The sequence below is a fragment of the Escherichia sp. WS1118 genome (genome assembly GCF_046487695.1).
In the GTDB taxonomy this organism is placed as follows: domain Bacteria; phylum Pseudomonadota; class Gammaproteobacteria; order Enterobacterales; family Enterobacteriaceae; genus Escherichia; species Escherichia coli.
On sequence record NZ_JBJQIZ010000025.1, the window covers coordinates 1 to 15704 of the forward strand.

Here is a 15704-nt window from a genome sequence, read left to right on the forward strand (position 1 = left end):
CGCACCACCCCGTCAGTAGCTGAACAGGAGGGACAGCTGATAGAAACAGAAGCCACTGGAGCACCTCAAAAACACCATCATACACTAAATCAGTAAGTTGGCAGCATCACCTTTATTCATTATAAAATGCCCCGTAATATTTATCTCACAATGATTATGATTAGTGGATACGCCCCTACATTTCCAGACAGCTGTTATCACTTAATCTATTACTGGCCCGCAGCCGTAGATATTCTAGCCACGGTGGTAACGAGTATCCGGAAGAGATTCCACTTACACTCTTTCAATCCTATTGCAAAAGCTGATTTACTCAACAGGATTAAAAGAGGGAGTTTGATACAATTTATTTCACTTTTTGTTAGAATACTAATTCTTTTCTTGTATTTTTTTGAGGAAATGAGCACGGAACACGACATAATCTGTAGTCAGTAAAGAGTCTATCCTCCCTGACTACAGATTATGTCGTGTATTATATGATATCAACTTGGCTGTCAGCGGCCATGTTGATATCAGCGTACCTTTGTTGTAAAGGAATACCGGTCAGAACAGCACAGAGTAGTTCAGACCAAAGGTTCGGCCCCTGCCTTTGTAGTCGTACAGTGACGCTGGGCCGTAACCCGGGCTGTAGTACAGTGGTGCACGCTGCCCCCAGACAGTGGTGTAGTCACGGTCGAAGAGGTTTTCAATGCTGAAGCTGAGTGTACCCACCGGAAGCTGATAACTGCCGAGCAGATCCACGGTGGTATAGCCATCGACCTTGTAGCCCTGCGCGTCGCTCACGTCAAAGGAGGTGGTGCTCTGCACGCGCAGACTCCACGGGTCCGGTGCCCAGCCAATGTAGGCTGTCGCTTTTGATGGGCTTGCTGTCTTCACATCGTATTTCTGCCAGGTACCGTTCACTTTCGACTCAGTTTTCAGCACGTTGAAGTTCACTCCGGTACTCCAGTCAGTATCAGGAATCAGGTAGTCCACCGCACCTTCCACGCCGTAAATACGGCGTTTGTCGTCCACCACGCTGATGGTCAGATCTTTATTCGCCACCACGCTCTTATCAGAAATCGAATAGTAGGCCGCGATTTGGGTACGCAGATTATTGCCAGTAAAGCGCCAGCCCAGCTCATAAGAATCGACTTTCACGCCTTCCAGCTTGCTGTCGCTGACGTTCACACTCTTTGTTAGAGGAAGATGGCCGTTCACTGCAGCACCATAGATGCCGCGACCATAGTATTTACCCGGGTCCGGCAGCTCCACGCCCTGGGAGAAGTTGAGCCATGCCTGCTGGCGTTCGGTGATGTGCATCAGCAGACCGGCGTTGAACAGGAAGTTGTCGTAATCGACTGAGCCGCCAGGAATGGCGTCGGCGGATGTAGCCTTCCCGGCGGCAATCTGCCGTTGCTGCGCGTAGCCGATGAAATCATCAATCTTGTTTTCAGTGTACTGATAGCGTACGCCACCGTTGAGGGTAAAGAGATTATTGATGTCATAGCCTGATTGCAGGAAGACCGCCAGGTTGGTGATGTCATACGACGGATAGCGCCCGGTGGTGTAAATCTTCTTGTTGTTCAGCCCTCCGGAAGCGCTTGCCTGAGCCAGGTCGAAGAACATCTGGTTGGAGGTAAAGCGCTCATGATCAGCATCCAGCCCCCAGGTGATTTGCCAGCCGTCCATCGGTTTGCTGTTCAGAGTCAGTTTCATGCCGTACTGGTCGGTGTCCTGCTGTGACGAAGAGAAAGCCGTCACCTGTTTGTTCGCATTTACCGTCGGGAACGGGTAGAATCGCAACGACTCATCGCGGTAGTAAACCTGACCGACCAGCTCCTGTCCCAGAAAAGCGCTGTCAGAGTACTGCAGGCTGATCAAATGCCGCTCAGTGCCGGGAATACGGTCGGAATTCAGCCCGTTACTGACGAATGGCGTGCTGGTCCCTCTGATGGCAGAGAAGCCTTTCCCGAGATTAAGCCCGTAATCGTCGTCGCCCTGGCTTTTATAGTACTGTGTGATCAACTGAAGCTGCCGGGATTCATCGATGTTCAGCGTACCAGTTCCCATGATGTCCAGCCGATCGGAGTACTGCAGGCCGGTCTGGGTGTTATCAAGCAAGGTGGCATCGCCGTTACCGTCAAACCAGCCGCCAAATTTCTGATATGCCACGGAAAGACGTCCGGAGATATGCTCATTTCCGCCGGAGACAGCTCCGGCAATGCGTTCATCGTGATCTTTACTGCTGCTAAAGCCACTTTTGGTGCCAGCCTCAAACTCCATCATGGTTTCCGGCTGGCCTTTTTTGGTCACGATGTTGATCAGGCCACCGGTACTGCCGCCGCCGTACAGGGACGTCGCACCGGAGATCACTTCAATATGGTCGATATTAAAAGGATCTATAGAGTCCAGTTGTCGGCTGTCGGTACGTGAAGAGTTGAGACGCACGCCGTCAACCAGCACGACCAGCGGGCGGCCACGCACATTCATACCGTAGTTGGTGCGGCTCCGGCTGCTGACGTCAAGGCCAGGGATCAGCTGAGCCAGTGCGTCTTTAAGCTCTTTGCCGCCCTGAATCTGCTGTTCCAGTTCGGCGTTTTCGATAACCCAGGTGGTTTGCGCCATCTCCGCTACGGTGCGATTGCTGCGGTTGGCAGACACCACGAACGTTTCATCATCGGTTTGTTGAGCGACTGCTGGCGCCATCATGGTAAGAAGCAGTGGGTTGAGAGCCCAAAGCGTATACTTTTTGCTTATCATCATTATTCCTCCATACGGGCGGAAAAAATCAGCCCAAAGATGCTGTGTAGCGAGTTAAAGAAGCAGCCTCCGGCTGCGTTTTCCCTAGGTGCCGCTGCGCCACTGAATCAGGGCGGGCGGCATACTGAGATCGAATAAATCACGTCCCATTACGCGATTAAGAATACGTGCAGATCTCCATGCCATCAGGCTGAGCTGGGGTTCGGCGATGCCATGGGTTTGCATACTGGCGTTGACCACGAAGATGTTGTTCTCTTTCGGGCCACTCCATTCCAGAGTGAAGTCATCACGCACTTTAAAGGTGTTCTTATCGTGCATGGTGATCAGGGGCATCAGTGAGGGAAGTATTTGTGGCAACGCAGAACGGTAACCTGTGGCGAAAATCACCACATCACTTTCCAGGCTCTCCCTGCCCTGATCCAGATGATGCTCCATCAGCAACTTCCAGCCAGGACCACTACTTTCCAGAGTTGTTACCGAGCGGCTGGGTAGCAGACGGATATTTCTTGGTTTTCTCAGAACTTCAAAACGGTGGTACAACTCACGATAAATGGTCAGTAAAGAATCGGCAGTGATGCCATCCGATGTCATTTTCTGCTCATCCAGTAACTGATGGCGAATATCTTCCTCCAGTCCGGAGAAGCCTGAAATATATTCAGGTGTAAAATACTCATCAGCAAAAGCAGCCTCATCCAGTGCGTTAAAATTATTACGCCGGGAGACCCAGTTTATTTCCGCCGCTTCTCCCCATTCCCCGCGTAATGCATTAAGGAACAGGTCTGCACCACTCTGTCCTCCACCAACCACGGTTATCCGTTTTCCACTAAGGTCCGGCCGACGAAGATTCATTTCACTGGCATGGAAACAGGATTGTGTCATATGCTTCACACAGGGTGGTAAATAAGGTTGTTTTCCTGTACCAAGGCAGATATTGCGGGCAAAATATTCTCCCTGGCTGGTTTGCACCAGAAACAATCGACGTTTTTTATCGAAATCAATGTTTTCAACGGTATGACTGAAATACAGGTTATTCATATCTTCAGCAGCCCAGCGGAGGTAGTCAGAAAACTCTTCACGGGATACTGTACGTAGTCTGCTTGTAAGGAAGCGATAGAACTTTTTGTGCTTCACCAGATAGTTAACAAAACTGTAGGGATTTGTAGGTGCAACAGCACTGACCAGATCTTTCAGAAAGACGGTCTGCATATGACAATCCGGTACCAGCATACCCGGATGCCAGGAAAAATGAGGATGTTCATCAAAGAAGAGACAGTCCAGTTCTTCGATCTGATGTGACAACGCAGCAATGCTGAGATTAAATGGCCCTGTCCCTACACCAATAAAATCGACACTTTTTTTCATGATTCATATTCCTGAGTTACCAGCCACAGCGGATTTTGCAGATCCTCAAGGTAATTCGGCAGCATGCGGCTGCCGCCATCCAGATCAGGCCAGGTCAGTTTTACCGGGTTCAGCACCACGCGAATGATTTGTGGCCTGAAAAGTGAGAAAAGCGCAAAACGCTCTGACATTTGTGGATGTTTTTTCATGTAATCACTCAACACTGCTGCCAGCAGTTGATAAAATCGCCTTTCAGGTACGCCAAGACGAACCATCAGTGGCGAAATAAAACGCAGTACTGTCACGAAGTGACCCGTCTGCAAATCATGGATTAAGTAGTCCGCACTCAGGCGGGATGTAACATCACGAACCTCCTGAGGCAAAGAGTCCATTTCGGGGAACTCTTCTTTCACCAGTCGCATATCGCCCTGGAAGTCTTTCAGCAGAACACGCTGTGGAACCCCCTCTTTCATGGCGAGAGTTATATTTTGTCCATGTGCAATAAGCGCGACACCGTAGCGGCAAAGCAGGTGATACAGAGGAACCACGACCACCCGGAACAGTTGCGTAAGCCAGGTTTCAGCGTCCAGCCCGGAGCGGTCTATATATGCGCCTGCCAGCGGCTGATTGTTTTCGTCGCACTCCATCAGTGTTGCCATCAGAACCGGACTTTCATCCGGTTTCAGCCAGCGGCACGGATTCTCCCGCCAGATAACACCAAGCATTTCCTGGTAGCGATAGGGAGCCCGGGCAAGCGCGGCATAGCCTTCATGGGAGACATAGCCTGCAGCCGGTTCACCAAGTATCACTGCGCCGCTTTGCACTAGGGTGGCGTCGGTCGCAAAAACCTGTTGTAGCCAGCGTGAAGCCAGTGGTCCGGCAGCGATGTATCTGCCAGGGATCCCCCGGTAGCATGAGGTGTTGTAGATGGTCAGCGGCAGCTTGATATCCAGCCCGCCCCGGCGACTGGCGTTGGTCAGGGTACGCAGCGACTGCTGGGCGAGCCACTGGTCGCCAAACTCGCCGAGAGACACCATCCTGCCTTCGGCAAAATCAGCGATGAAGTCGGTAGCGATTTTTTGCTGCCACTGCCACGGATGTACCGGCAGCGGCAGCCAGTTATGATCCAGTCCGTTTTCCTGCCAGACCTGACTGAAGCGGGCAAACTCCTGCGGATCCATTGCGGCCGTCAACAACTGATGAATATCCATCTCGTTATCACAGCGCCAGATCATATGTTCACGTTTTACCGCCAGCCAGTGCAGTCTGAAGGTGTTGGCATACTCTGGCGCATATCGTTCCAGCGCCTCTTTACCCCAGCCACGGCGACCTTTATTAAAAACGAATTTAGGATGACCGCTCAGCAGGCATTGCAGGCGGTCGGCATTAAGATTAATCAGGTCACTGGCGCTCAGCCCGCGACGGGCTTTCAGTAGTTGCAGGTCGCCCAGCAGCGTGGCATACAAATCCTGCATATGCTCAGCAACGGTTGCATCGCTCATTGACAGTACCTGCTTTAGCTGCATCAGCAGCGTCTGAGCCAGTACTGGCTCGTCCGCGCAGCGCAGAGTTTGAGCATCAATCCAGAGCCATCCCCAGATACCACGTTCAGCGATGAAGCGCCATTGTGCTCCCGGCAGGTTAATGCAGTAGCGGTCATCGCCCTGAGATTCCGCGTGGAAAACCTGCTCATACTCCAGCTCAGACAACATTTTTGCCACCAGGCGGCGGTTGACCAAATCCCAGTCTTTGTGATTCATTACAGACCGACCTCCGTGAAGAAGTGATGACGATCCGCCATCACCATGCGCGAGCGTTTATGTGGGAAGTCGAACTCTTTAATTGTCCGGTATCCCGCAGGCTCAAGATGGCGGAACAGGCGCTGGTTATCGGTGCGTGGCTCCAGTACTGTGCGCTGCGTACGTGGCTCATTCAGCAGCAGGTAATGTGTCACCCCGCGCAGCCAGCTTTGCACATAGTGGGCTCCGCGCCATTGCTGTTCACCAACCAGCAGATGCAGGCCACGGTCAAAGGGCTGCCACGAATAGTGGCGACCAATGCGGTCTTCCGCCGCCCAGTAGATTTCGAAATAACTGAACGGCCGATCGTCGAAACAACCAATCAGCGGGAATGCATGTTTACTGGTGAGCTGGCGTTCCAGATAGGCGATCTGTACCTCCAGTGAGCCACTTTGCTCCCAGAAATACTCAACGCGCGGATCGTTCATCCAGCGAGTGAAACGTTCTGCATCAGAAACGGGATCGGCAATGCGGAAACTCAGCATCCTGCGAATGCGTGGATCGTAACGACGATAAACTTCACCCTGCGGACGGGGGGGGCGCTGCGGGAAATAAATCTCACGCTCTGCATCAAAAACCATTTTACCGGAGGCCCGGTTTGCCGGAGAACTCAGCCATAACGGTAACTGCCAGAAAGCGGAACGATGGATAATGTCGCTTTGTACCTGTCCGAAAAGCGTCAGCGCCTGTGGCTCCTCACACCATTCGGACCAGGGAAGAACCACTGCTGAAAGTTGTGGTGCGGCGATAAATATCTGATCCAGCGCGTCGCACAGCCACCCTGTTGGCAGCTCCCCGGGCCAGTGCAACACCGCGCTATTGTCCAGCCCCCAGCCAAGATTCAGAGGCTTGTCGAGTTTTTCACAGCGCAGTCCATATCCGCTGTGAACAATGTTTGCCCCAGACATTCAGACCTCCTGAGCCTGCAGCGGGTTAGCGAAATCAAAATAGATCACCGAAGGGTCAACGATGGTGTTCTCGTTATGATCGTTCAGATAACAGAAAAAGTTACCTTTTACGTTCCAGTACGGACTTTCCAGAACATAGTTGAGACAGGTTTTATGAGTCACCTGGTCACGCACTTCAGCCAGCAATGTTCGTACACGAGCCATCAGATTCGCTTCGCTGTCCAGCCCGGCAGCACCCAGCGCAGCAGTTACGGCAAAAGTGGAGTTAACCAGCAGGTAATAAGGGAAATAGCGCAGCAACTGCTCACGGGTGAAAATATTTTCCGCCTGCGCCTCGTCAATGGTATCGAGCCACTCTGTCGCGTGAGGCATAAACGCGCTGCCCTGGCAGTCACGGTAAATAAATCCGACCGGCAGATCCCCAAGCATCTGCACAAGAATATTTTGCTGATGCGCCAGCAGCACCAGGCCGTAATCCGCTTCAGCCGTAAACAGAGGCTTCAGCACCTGCTGACAGTAAGCATCGACCCATGCGTGGGCGGCCTGTTGCACAGTGATACCGAGGCGATCGCTCAGGCGTTTTACCGCCGAAACCAGCAGCGAATCACCGCCATCCGGTGCGGCCTGAGTCAGGGAAACCAGAACGTTGGTCTGGCTTTGCGGCTGCTCCAGCAGCAGGTTTTCACGCAGGGAAAACAAACTTTCCTGCATGATGTTGCCGTTAAGATCGCGCAGCCCGGCCCAGCCGTCCTCCTGCATTACCCGGAAAGTAGGGAAGCGGGCCTGTAGCATCTGCCAGCCGTCGGTTTGCGCCAGACGTGCCAGGCGCATTCCTCGCTCCACCTCTTTCACAGACAGAGTACGGACGGAGTTGGTCAGCCGAACGCTCAGGGAGAACTTGATCATATCGCGGCTGGTAGCACAGTAGAGGGAGCGGGAAGAGGTGGTCGGCAGCCACGACGTGCCGGCCTCGCCTAAGTCTCTGATAAGTCCTTTAGCAAAAAGTGCCTGGCACCACACTTGCTGCAAAAGATATTCTCCCTGCCACGGGTGCAGCGGGAACAGCCATTGATTGTCACTTAATTCGTTGAGTAACTGGGGCGCATTTTCTGCGGCAAATCGCGTCAACCGCTGTTGAAGGTTAAGATGCAGACTTTCACCAGCGATTTGCGTTTTATCCACCGAAAACCACCGCAGCGGGAAGTGAGGTGCCATGTCAGGCAGGTATCGTTCAGCTTCCTGGCGGTTAAACGGTTCATGAGACTTAGGTGCAGGGTGGAAAGCGTGTCCTGTCAGCAGTGCCTGCTCAGCCTCGCCAAAATTCAACGCTTTTTCACGCAGGATGGCCCAGTCATGGCGGGCATCAATTGTCTGTTGCGTATGGGCGTAGCTTTCCAGCACGCGTTGGTGGAAAGTTTCGCAGAGGGGAACTGGCAGAAAAAGTTGATGCCGGAGCTTATCAATAATAAGCCGGGAGAGAGTGGTAAAGTCGACAGGATAACTGCCTGATGCCGTGACCAGATGAGCAGGAAATGCAAAGCGGTGATGCTGGGTTGGGGAGAAATAAGCCACTCTGAAATGGAGCGACTTCTGTTCGTCCAGCGGGATAATCAATTCGTCTGGCGGGTATTCCGCCAGTTGCCAGTCTTTGGTTTCACGAATCAAGGCATTCAGGAAGCACTGCGCAGCCACATCTGTGGCGGATTTTTCAGAGGGCAGGATCATAATCAAACAGCTCCTACACAGTAAAATAATAACAATTATGTCAATAATGATTCTCATTATCAATGAGAAATGTTATTGTCAGAAAAATTAATTTTACAAATAAACACAATTAATACATGGTGTTGAAACATTACAATGTCATCTAAGATCGAAGATACGCCCCAAAAAACCCTGTCCTGCTGGCCACTGGCGTTCAGTGCCGGTCTTCTCGGTATCGGACAGAACGGTCTGCTGGTTGTACTCCCTGTTCTGGTCATACAGACAAATCTGAGTCTGTCTGTATGGGCTGCCCTGCTGATGCTGGGCTCAATGCTGTTTCTGCCATCTTCCCCATGGTGGGGAAAGCAAATTTCCCTTACTGGCAGTAAGACTGTGGTGCTGTGGGCTCTGGGAGGATATGGCGTAAGCTTTACCCTGCTTGGGCTGGGAAGCGTGCTGATGGCTACCGGTGCCGTAACAACAGCGGTGGGGTTGGGAATATTAATCATCGCCCGGATCGTCTACGGTCTGACCGTGTCAGCAATGGTGCCAGCCTGTCAGGTCTGGGCATTGCAGAGAGCGGGAGAAGGGAATCGCATGGCCGCTCTGGCAACCATCAGCTCCGGCCTGAGCTGCGGCAGGCTATTCGGGCCGCTGTGCGCGGCGGCAATGTTGGTCATTCACCCTCTGGCGCCAGTGTGGATGCTGATGGCAGCTCCGGTGTGGGCTGTGGTGATGCTTCTGCGGTTGCCCGGCACACCACCACAGCCCACACCGGAGCGCAAGAGCGTCAGCCTGAAGCGGGATTGCCTGCCTTATCTGCTTTGCGCAATGTTACTGGCTGCGGCAATGAGCATGATGCAGCTTGGACTTTCGCCAGCCCTTACTCGCCAGTTCGATACTGATACCACCACTATTAGCCAACAGGTGGCGTGGTTGTTGGGGCTGTCCGCAATAGCTGCGCTTATCGCGCAGTTCGTGGTACTCCGTCCACAGCGCCTGACTCCAGTGGCTCTGCTCCTGAGTGCCGGGGTGTTGATGAGTAGTGGTCTGGCTATCATGCTCACTGAACAGCTATGGTTGTTTTACCTGGGCTGTGCAGTGCTGTCATTTGGGGCCGCTCTGGCAACACCCGCTTATCAACTTTTACTGAATGATAAGCTGGCCGACGGCGCAGGCGCGGGCTGGCTTGCGGCCAGTCACACACTTGGCTATGGGCTGTGCGCATTGTTGGTGCCACTGGCGTCGAAAACAGGTGTCTCAATCGCGCTGATTGTGACGGCATTATTTGCCGCTGTATTATTTACCATAGTGTCTGCATGTATTTGGCATTACCGTACAATCAAGTAAGGCTATGATGTTGTACTCACAGCCGGCATAACGTCCTGTGCAATTTCGCTGTCGAAACCGCCTGTGCTGACCGCCCAGTGCACTCACCTGAAGCACATCGCAACATGCCACCAGGATGCCAGATCGTCTTCTGAAATGGGTGGATACATTGGCAACGTTAACCGCAACAATTTTTCAGAGAGAATTTTGGGGGGTGAGGGCCAGTGATGTAAAAAATACGCCAAGAGGTTAATTCATTGTTTATACTGATATGTCAGGTAATGCGTTTGCAGTCATTACAGTCGTCATGGAGACTGTAATGACTGCAAACGCATACCATGGAGCGAAATTCTATCCTAAGCGTCACATTAGTTGATAAACCTGTAACGTTAATGAATTCTCATGCGAAAAGTATGGTTATGATAAAAAAGCCTAAAGCTGTCATGATGAGGGAGCCAATGACGTGAACAAGTACAGACGTCAAAGCCCATATATAATTTCCCGCCTGGAGTAATGCGAATACTTCAACAGAAAATGTAGAGAAAGTACTCAGACCTCCACAAAGTCCCGTTGTTATCATTAATTTCCAAAAAGGATCAAGGTGTGGTTGTCGTAAAAAGTACGCCAACGCAGTACCAATAATTAACCCGGCAAGGAGGTTCACCACCAGTGTACCTGGAGGTAGATTTGGAAAAAGACTGTTAAAGCGTGTGGACAGTAACCAGCGCAGAGTACATCCAACAGAACCGCCGATAATGACGGCAAAAAGTGATTTAATCATGTACCCCTCATAAAATAATTTTTTATCGTAACAATATCAGAATATGTTCTCATTTGACTGATATTGTTAATTTATATCCTTTGACTACATGCAAGATAAGGGAAGGTTCTATTTATTGACATTAATACCCTCGACAATTGCTGAGCAGAAGCCCCCACGACAAGTGACAGAATGACAACATCTACAGTGGGGAGCGTTTTATCGATGAACAAGCAACCAAGAAGTAACACGGCATAGGTGACGACAATGCCAGTAAGCATAGAAATAACAAAAACGTGAGCTTTCATCATTCCTCCAGAATAACCCCGACGTGTAAGCCTGGGGGATTGGCACAATAATGTCATTTAAAGGCAGACTTTCCAGCAAATTGCGCCGATGAACCCAGTTCATCCTCAATTCTCATAAGCTGGTTATATTTTTCAATACGCTTACCCCGGCATGGAGCTCCCGTTTTGAGATGACCTGCGCGCATTGCAACTGTCATATCGGCGATAAAGCTGTCCACTGTCTCACCACTGCGGTGTGAGATAAAGGTGCCCCAGTTGTTGTCATGGCAAAGTTGTACCGCATCAAAGGTTTCACTCAGGGAACCAATCTGGTTGAGTTTAATCAATGCTGAATTGGCAAGGTTTTCGTCAATGCCGCGCTGAATATACTTTACGTTGGTCACAAACAGATCGTCGCCAACCAATTCTATCTGCTCTCCCAATGCACCATGCAGGATTTTCCATCCAGCCCAGTCATCTTCAGCTACCGTTAAGGGCAGGAAGATCAACTAGGTGCTCTGGGGCTGGTGACCAATGCGGTTGTGCTGTGAAACACACTTTACATGCAGGAGGCGTTGTCACATCTTCGCAAATCGGGAGAAACTCCTGAGGAGTAGCATCCGGCAAGATTATCGCTGCTGATACATAGCCATATAAATATGCTGGGGCATTATACGTCTTCGTTACCGGAAGATATTCTTAAGGGTGAGTTAAGATCATTAAACTTCAATACAAACAATTAATTAAACTCTTAGCGTGGTTTTTTACATCACTGGCCCTCGCCCCCCAATTTTCTCTATGTTTTGCCACTACTTCCCTCATTTTACTGCGCTGTTTGCTACCCCTGAGAATCGACATTACTTGCTATCCAGTCCGCAGCAACTCTCTGGCAACAAAACTTATCAGAATCATAAGTCTGTGCATTATTCGTTCAAGCGCATCGCCAATAAGCGGATGTTGCTGGCCGAGTGTTCTGCTAATCGGATGATAACAAATCCCGTGGTTCGGCATTTTCCTTTGTGCGTGCGTTGATGCTGGTAACGGTAAACGTCATGATGAACATGACCGCGAATAAGACAACAATTGTCGGAGCTGGCGCGCTGTCGATAAAAAAGGACAGCCAGACACCAGTCATTGAGACCAATATCGATATGCCAGTCGCCAGCAGGAGCGCAATATGAAAGCGTTGTGTCAGGAGTACCGCAATGGCACCAGGCGCAATGAGAAGAGAAATAGAGAGAATGATACCTACCGCTTTCAGCGTCGCCACAATGGTCAGGGAGACCATGCACAGCAGCCCATAATGCAGCCATCTCGTATGCAAACCGCTTGCCTGCGCCTGTTGATAATCAAAGCTGAACAGCAAAAAATCCCGCCATTTTACGCTAATAACAAGTGTAACCAGTCCGGCAATAATCACCGTCTGGATTATATCGCCGATGGTTATCCCGAGCATGTCGCCGAAAAGAATATGATCAAGATGTACGTCTGGTTTGACTGCAATATACAAGATCAGACCTGCGGCAAACATGCCAGAAAAAACAATCCCCATCACTGTATCTTGCTTGATTCGGCTGTTGTCTTTCAGGTATCCCGTCGCCACCGCACAGAATACTCCGGCGACGAATGCCCCTGTAGCCAGAGGTAACCCCAGAATCCAGGCAAGCACGATGCCAGGAAAAACCGCATGACTCATCGCGTCACCCATCAGTGCCCAACTTTTCAGGACCAGAAAGACCGACAGCAGCGCACAGGGTATGGAAACTACCAGTGAAATCAGCAGTGCGTGACTCATAAAGGTGAACTGCAGTGGCTCCAGTAATAATGCCATCATGAGCGATCCTCCAGCGCTTTATGCGCACGCCGACGATTTGCCAAAAGCCCATGGGTGGGCGCAAAGACAAATGCTAAAAGAAACAGCAGTGTCTGCGCCACCACGATGATTCCACCTGTCGCGCCGTCCAGAAAGTAACTGACCCACGCGCCGAGGAAACTGGTCACACTGCCAATAGTTACAGCAATCATGAGCAGGCGGGGAAAACGATCGGTTAACAACCATGCTGTTGCACCGGGAGTCACCACCAGACAGATCACCAGAAAGGCACCAACCGTTTGCAGCGCCGCAACGGTCGAAACCGACAGCAGGGTGAAGAAGAGGATTTTTAATCTGCCCGGATGCAATCCAATAGCACGGGCGTGATTCTCGTCGAAAAAGGTCACCATAAGATCTTTCCATTTGAAAAAAAGCACGATGATCGAGAGAATGCCAATGATAGTGAGTTGCAGGATATCCGCCGGATCGATTGCCAGAATATTGCCCAGGACGATGGTCTGAATGTTCACGGATGTCGGGTTCAATGACACCATAAACAGCCCCAGGCCAAAAAAGGACGAGAAGATCAGGCCGATGATGGCATCTTCTTTTAAGCGAGTGAGTTGGTTAAGAAACAGCATGCTGCCCGCTGCCAGTCCGCCGGAAAAGAAGGCTCCCAGAGAAAACGGAAGCCCCAGCATATATGCCCCCGCAACACCCGGGACAATAGAGTGCGACAGCGCATCGCCAATCAGCGACCAGCCTTTTAGCATCAGATAGCATGACAGGAAAGCGCAGAGACCGCCGACCATCGCCGAGACCCACATCGCATTGAGCATATATTCATAGCTGAAGGGTTCCAGTAGCACGTTCATCTTTCTTCCCTCTGCACCGCTGACGGTCGATGTGCCACAAAAGGGCGTTCATCGTCAGTAATAATGCTTTCTTCCGAGCCGTTAAGTGTGACATGGCGCAGTACGCCGCTAAAAGCCAGCTCCAGGTTCTCGGCTGTAAAAGTGGTGTCTGTCGGCCCGCTTGCCAGGACGGTGCCTTTGACCATGACCGTATAATCGCAAAATGTCGTGACGGATCCGAGATTGTGCGTTGAGACAAGCATCGTTTTGCCTTCCGCGCGTAACTCCCTCAACAGGCTGATGATTTTCGCTTCGGTTTTCACATCAACGCCGGTAAAAGGTTCATCCAGCAGGATCACATCACCCTGCTGTGCAATCGCTCTCGCCAGAAAGACGCGTTTCTTTTGTCCACCGGAAAGCTCGCCGATTTGTCGATGGCGAAAATCCACCATATCGACACGTTCCAGCGCATCGGTGACAATCTGACGATCCCTCTTTTTGGCGATACGCAACATACCCATATGCCCATAGCGGCCCATCATCACCACATCTTCCACCAGTACAGGAAATGACCAGTCAACCTCTTCTGACTGAGGGACGTAGGCAACCAGGTTTTTCTGTAGCGCCTGTCGTGTGGGAATACCCAGAACAGATATCTTCCCGCTGGTCAGACGCACAAATCCCATAATCGCTTTAAACAACGTCGATTTTCCGGAACCGTTTACCCCAACCAGAGCGGCAATAGATCCGCCTGGTACTGTGAAGGATGCATCGCGCAGTGCTGTGTGCCCGTTACGCCAGGTGACAGTAACATCATTAACGACAATGCCTGCAGATTGCATCATTATTTCTCCCTTTTTCCGGCTTTAATTCCCTGTACCAGCGTACTGGTAGTAACCTTCAGAAGGTCGATATACGTAGGTACCGGGCCGTTTTCTGTGCTCAGGGAATCGACATAGAGCACACCACCGTAGTGCGCGCCGGTTTCACGCGCAACCTGACGCGCTGGTTTATCGGAAATCGTACTCTCGCTAAAGACTGCCGGGATATGATTTTTCTTAACTATATCAACAACCTTACGTACCTGCTGCGGTGTTCCTTGTTGATCGGCATTAATCGGCCACAGATAAAGCTCTTTTAGCCCCAAATCGCGTGCGAGATAAGAAAAAGCCCCTTCACTGGTGACCATCCATCGCTGATTCTCAGGGAGTTCCGCAATCTGCTTACGCAGGGGGGCAAGGGTTTGGGTAATCTTGGCTTTATAAGTATCGGCATTACGTTGGTAGGTTTGTGCATTTGCCGGATCGTATTTTATAAACGCATCACGAATATTATCGACGTAAATCAGAGCATTATCTGGCGACATCCAGGCATGGGGGTTAGGTTTGCCCTCATAGGGCCCTTCGGTGATCCCTACTGGCGTCACACCCGAAGAGACAATTACTTCTGGAACCCCATTGAGATGCTGGTAAAAGCGTTGGAACCACAATTCCAGATTCATACCATTGGCGAGAATCAGTTGTGCCCCCTGCGCACGTTTAATATCGCCAGGGGTAGGCTGATACTCATGAATTTCTGCACCAGGCTTGGTTATGGATGAGACTTCTGCAGCATCTCCAGCCACGTTTTTGGCCATATCTGCGATGATGGTAAAAGTTGTAATGACCTTGAATTTTTCAGCTGCACTCGCCTGAAATGCTATCGAGCAGGTGAGGACTAGGCACCCCAAGAGCATGGTTACTTTTTTTATTGAGAGCATGATTTAGTACCTATAGTGAGCAAAATTAGAATAAACATAGCAACTACTATGTTTTATAGCAGAAGCTATAAAATGTAAATAATTATCATTAGCGATTATAAGATCCCAACACAGGGATTAGGTTATTTCCTGCTGACGATGTGGTATTGAGGATAAAAGTTGGGCAGCGCTTTGGCTTTAAAATGAACTTGTTCAGGACGATTGGTAATGGCAAAGCAAAAATAATGTAGGTTATTGGCAAGTTCTCTAGGACGCAGGAGAGCATGAAAAACCCAGGGGCAGTCACTAAATGAAGGGATCGGTGATGCTGCCAACTTACTGATTTAGTGTATGATGGTGTTTTTGAGGTGCTCCAGTGGCTTCTGTTTCTATCAGCTGTCCCTCCTGTTCAGCTACTGACGGGGTGGTGCG

Annotated in this window: 12 protein-coding genes and 3 pseudogenes; 3 read left to right on the forward strand and 12 right to left on the reverse strand. The window is 50.7% G+C overall.

Going from position 1 to position 15704, the window contains the following annotated elements:
• The 6 genes and pseudogenes from ACJHYO_RS23525 to iucA all read right to left on the reverse strand — a co-directional run.
• Nucleotides 1-56, reverse strand: a 56-nt coding sequence (locus ACJHYO_RS23525; RefSeq protein ID WP_097491765.1) for an IS1 family transposase, incomplete at its 3' end; no start/stop codon positions are given.
• Between the two features lie 484 nt (nt 57-540).
• Nucleotides 541-2742 carry a ferric aerobactin receptor IutA gene (gene iutA, locus ACJHYO_RS23530; RefSeq protein ID WP_000973520.1) on the reverse strand — a complete coding sequence of 734 codons (2202 nt, stop codon included), beginning with the start codon at nt 2740-2742 and terminating at the stop codon, nt 541-543.
• Nucleotides 2743-2767: 25 nt separating this feature from the next.
• Nucleotides 2768-4101, reverse strand: a pseudogene (gene iucD, locus ACJHYO_RS23535) (NADPH-dependent L-lysine N(6)-monooxygenase IucD).
• Entirely contained in the window at nt 4098-5840 is a 1743-nt protein-coding gene (iucC, locus tag ACJHYO_RS23540; RefSeq protein ID WP_001015721.1) for an NIS family aerobactin synthetase IucC, read from the reverse strand. The pseudogene iucD and the gene iucC overlap by 4 nt, the downstream one beginning before the upstream one ends.
• Complete coding sequence (iucB, locus tag ACJHYO_RS23545) at nt 5840-6787, reverse strand: N(6)-hydroxylysine O-acetyltransferase IucB (RefSeq protein WP_000011910.1); 948 nt, start codon at nt 6785-6787, stop codon at nt 5840-5842. The genes iucC and iucB overlap by 1 nt, the downstream gene beginning before the upstream one ends.
• The gene (iucA, locus tag ACJHYO_RS23550) at nt 6788-8512 is read right to left on the reverse strand and encodes an aerobactin synthase IucA (RefSeq protein ID WP_000602863.1); all 1725 of its coding nucleotides are present in this window, start codon (nt 8510-8512) and stop codon (nt 6788-6790) included.
• A gap of 135 nt (nt 8513-8647) precedes the next feature.
• Between iucA and ACJHYO_RS23555 the strand changes: the two genes are divergently transcribed.
• Nucleotides 8648-9841: an MFS transporter gene (locus ACJHYO_RS23555; protein ID WP_000095526.1), complete on the forward strand. Its 1194-nt coding sequence runs from the start codon at nt 8648-8650 to the stop codon at nt 9839-9841.
• A 379-nt stretch (nt 9842-10220) separates the two neighbouring features.
• Here ACJHYO_RS23555 and crcB read toward each other — a convergent pair whose 3' ends face one another.
• Both crcB and ACJHYO_RS23565 read right to left on the reverse strand, forming a co-directional pair.
• Nucleotides 10221-10601 (reverse strand): fluoride efflux transporter CrcB, encoded by a 381-nt coding sequence (gene crcB, locus ACJHYO_RS23560; RefSeq protein WP_001318207.1) that lies wholly within the window; start codon nt 10599-10601, stop codon nt 10221-10223.
• Nucleotides 10602-10941: 340 nt separating this feature from the next.
• A pseudogene (locus ACJHYO_RS23565) lies at nt 10942-11355 on the reverse strand (phosphopyruvate hydratase); the annotation flags it as partial.
• Nucleotides 11356-11361: 6 nt separating this feature from the next.
• Here ACJHYO_RS23565 and ACJHYO_RS23570 point away from each other — a divergent pair.
• A pseudogene (locus ACJHYO_RS23570) lies at nt 11362-11610 on the forward strand (Tn3 family transposase); the annotation flags it as partial.
• Between the two features lie 233 nt (nt 11611-11843).
• Here ACJHYO_RS23570 and sitD read toward each other — a convergent pair.
• From sitD to sitA, 4 genes are read right to left on the reverse strand one after another with little or no spacing between them, the layout of a single operon-like run.
• A complete protein-coding gene (gene sitD / locus ACJHYO_RS23575; RefSeq protein ID WP_000968139.1) occupies nt 11844-12701 on the reverse strand; it encodes an iron/manganese ABC transporter permease subunit SitD in 858 nt (285 codons plus the stop codon).
• Nucleotides 12698-13555, reverse strand: a complete 858-nt coding sequence (gene sitC / locus ACJHYO_RS23580; protein WP_001101723.1) for an iron/manganese ABC transporter permease subunit SitC — start codon at nt 13553-13555, stop codon at nt 12698-12700. The genes sitD and sitC overlap by 4 nt, the downstream gene beginning before the upstream one ends.
• Entirely contained in the window at nt 13552-14379 is an 828-nt protein-coding gene (gene sitB / locus ACJHYO_RS23585) for an iron/manganese ABC transporter ATP-binding protein SitB (RefSeq protein WP_000983710.1), read from the reverse strand. Before sitB ends, sitC begins: the two co-directional genes overlap by 4 nt.
• The gene (sitA, locus tag ACJHYO_RS23590; protein WP_000949004.1) at nt 14379-15293 is read right to left on the reverse strand and encodes an iron/manganese ABC transporter substrate-binding protein SitA; all 915 of its coding nucleotides are present in this window, start codon (nt 15291-15293) and stop codon (nt 14379-14381) included. The genes sitB and sitA overlap by 1 nt, the downstream gene beginning before the upstream one ends.
• Nucleotides 15294-15648: 355 nt before the next feature.
• Between sitA and ACJHYO_RS23595 the strand changes: the two genes are divergently transcribed.
• Nucleotides 15649-15704 (forward strand): IS1 family transposase (locus tag ACJHYO_RS23595; RefSeq protein ID WP_097491765.1); only part of this gene is annotated, 56 nt, incomplete at its 3' end.

What these genes read in the sequence shown, in the direction of transcription:
- sitD (WP_000968139.1), bottom strand. Translation starts at nt 12,701, where the DNA reads ATGATGGCATTATTACTGGAGCCACTGCAGTTCACCTTTATGAGTCAC.
- iutA (WP_000973520.1), bottom strand. Translation starts at nt 2,742, where the DNA reads ATGATGATAAGCAAAAAGTATACGCTTTGGGCTCTCAACCCACTGCTT.
- sitB (WP_000983710.1), bottom strand. Translation starts at nt 14,379, where the DNA reads ATGATGCAATCTGCAGGCATTGTCGTTAATGATGTTACTGTCACCTGG.
- sitA (WP_000949004.1), bottom strand. Translation starts at nt 15,293, where the DNA reads ATGCTCTCAATAAAAAAAGTAACCATGCTCTTGGGGTGCCTAGTCCTC.
- crcB (WP_001318207.1), bottom strand. Translation starts at nt 10,601, where the DNA reads ATGATTAAATCACTTTTTGCCGTCATTATCGGCGGTTCTGTTGGATGT.
- ACJHYO_RS23555 (WP_000095526.1), top strand. Translation starts at nt 8,648, where the DNA reads ATGTCATCTAAGATCGAAGATACGCCCCAAAAAACCCTGTCCTGCTGG.
- iucC (WP_001015721.1), bottom strand. Translation starts at nt 5,840, where the DNA reads ATGAATCACAAAGACTGGGATTTGGTCAACCGCCGCCTGGTGGCAAAA.
- iucB (WP_000011910.1), bottom strand. Translation starts at nt 6,787, where the DNA reads ATGTCTGGGGCAAACATTGTTCACAGCGGATATGGACTGCGCTGTGAA.
- iucA (WP_000602863.1), bottom strand. Translation starts at nt 8,512, where the DNA reads ATGATCCTGCCCTCTGAAAAATCCGCCACAGATGTGGCTGCGCAGTGC.
- sitC (WP_001101723.1), bottom strand. Translation starts at nt 13,555, where the DNA reads ATGAACGTGCTACTGGAACCCTTCAGCTATGAATATATGCTCAATGCG.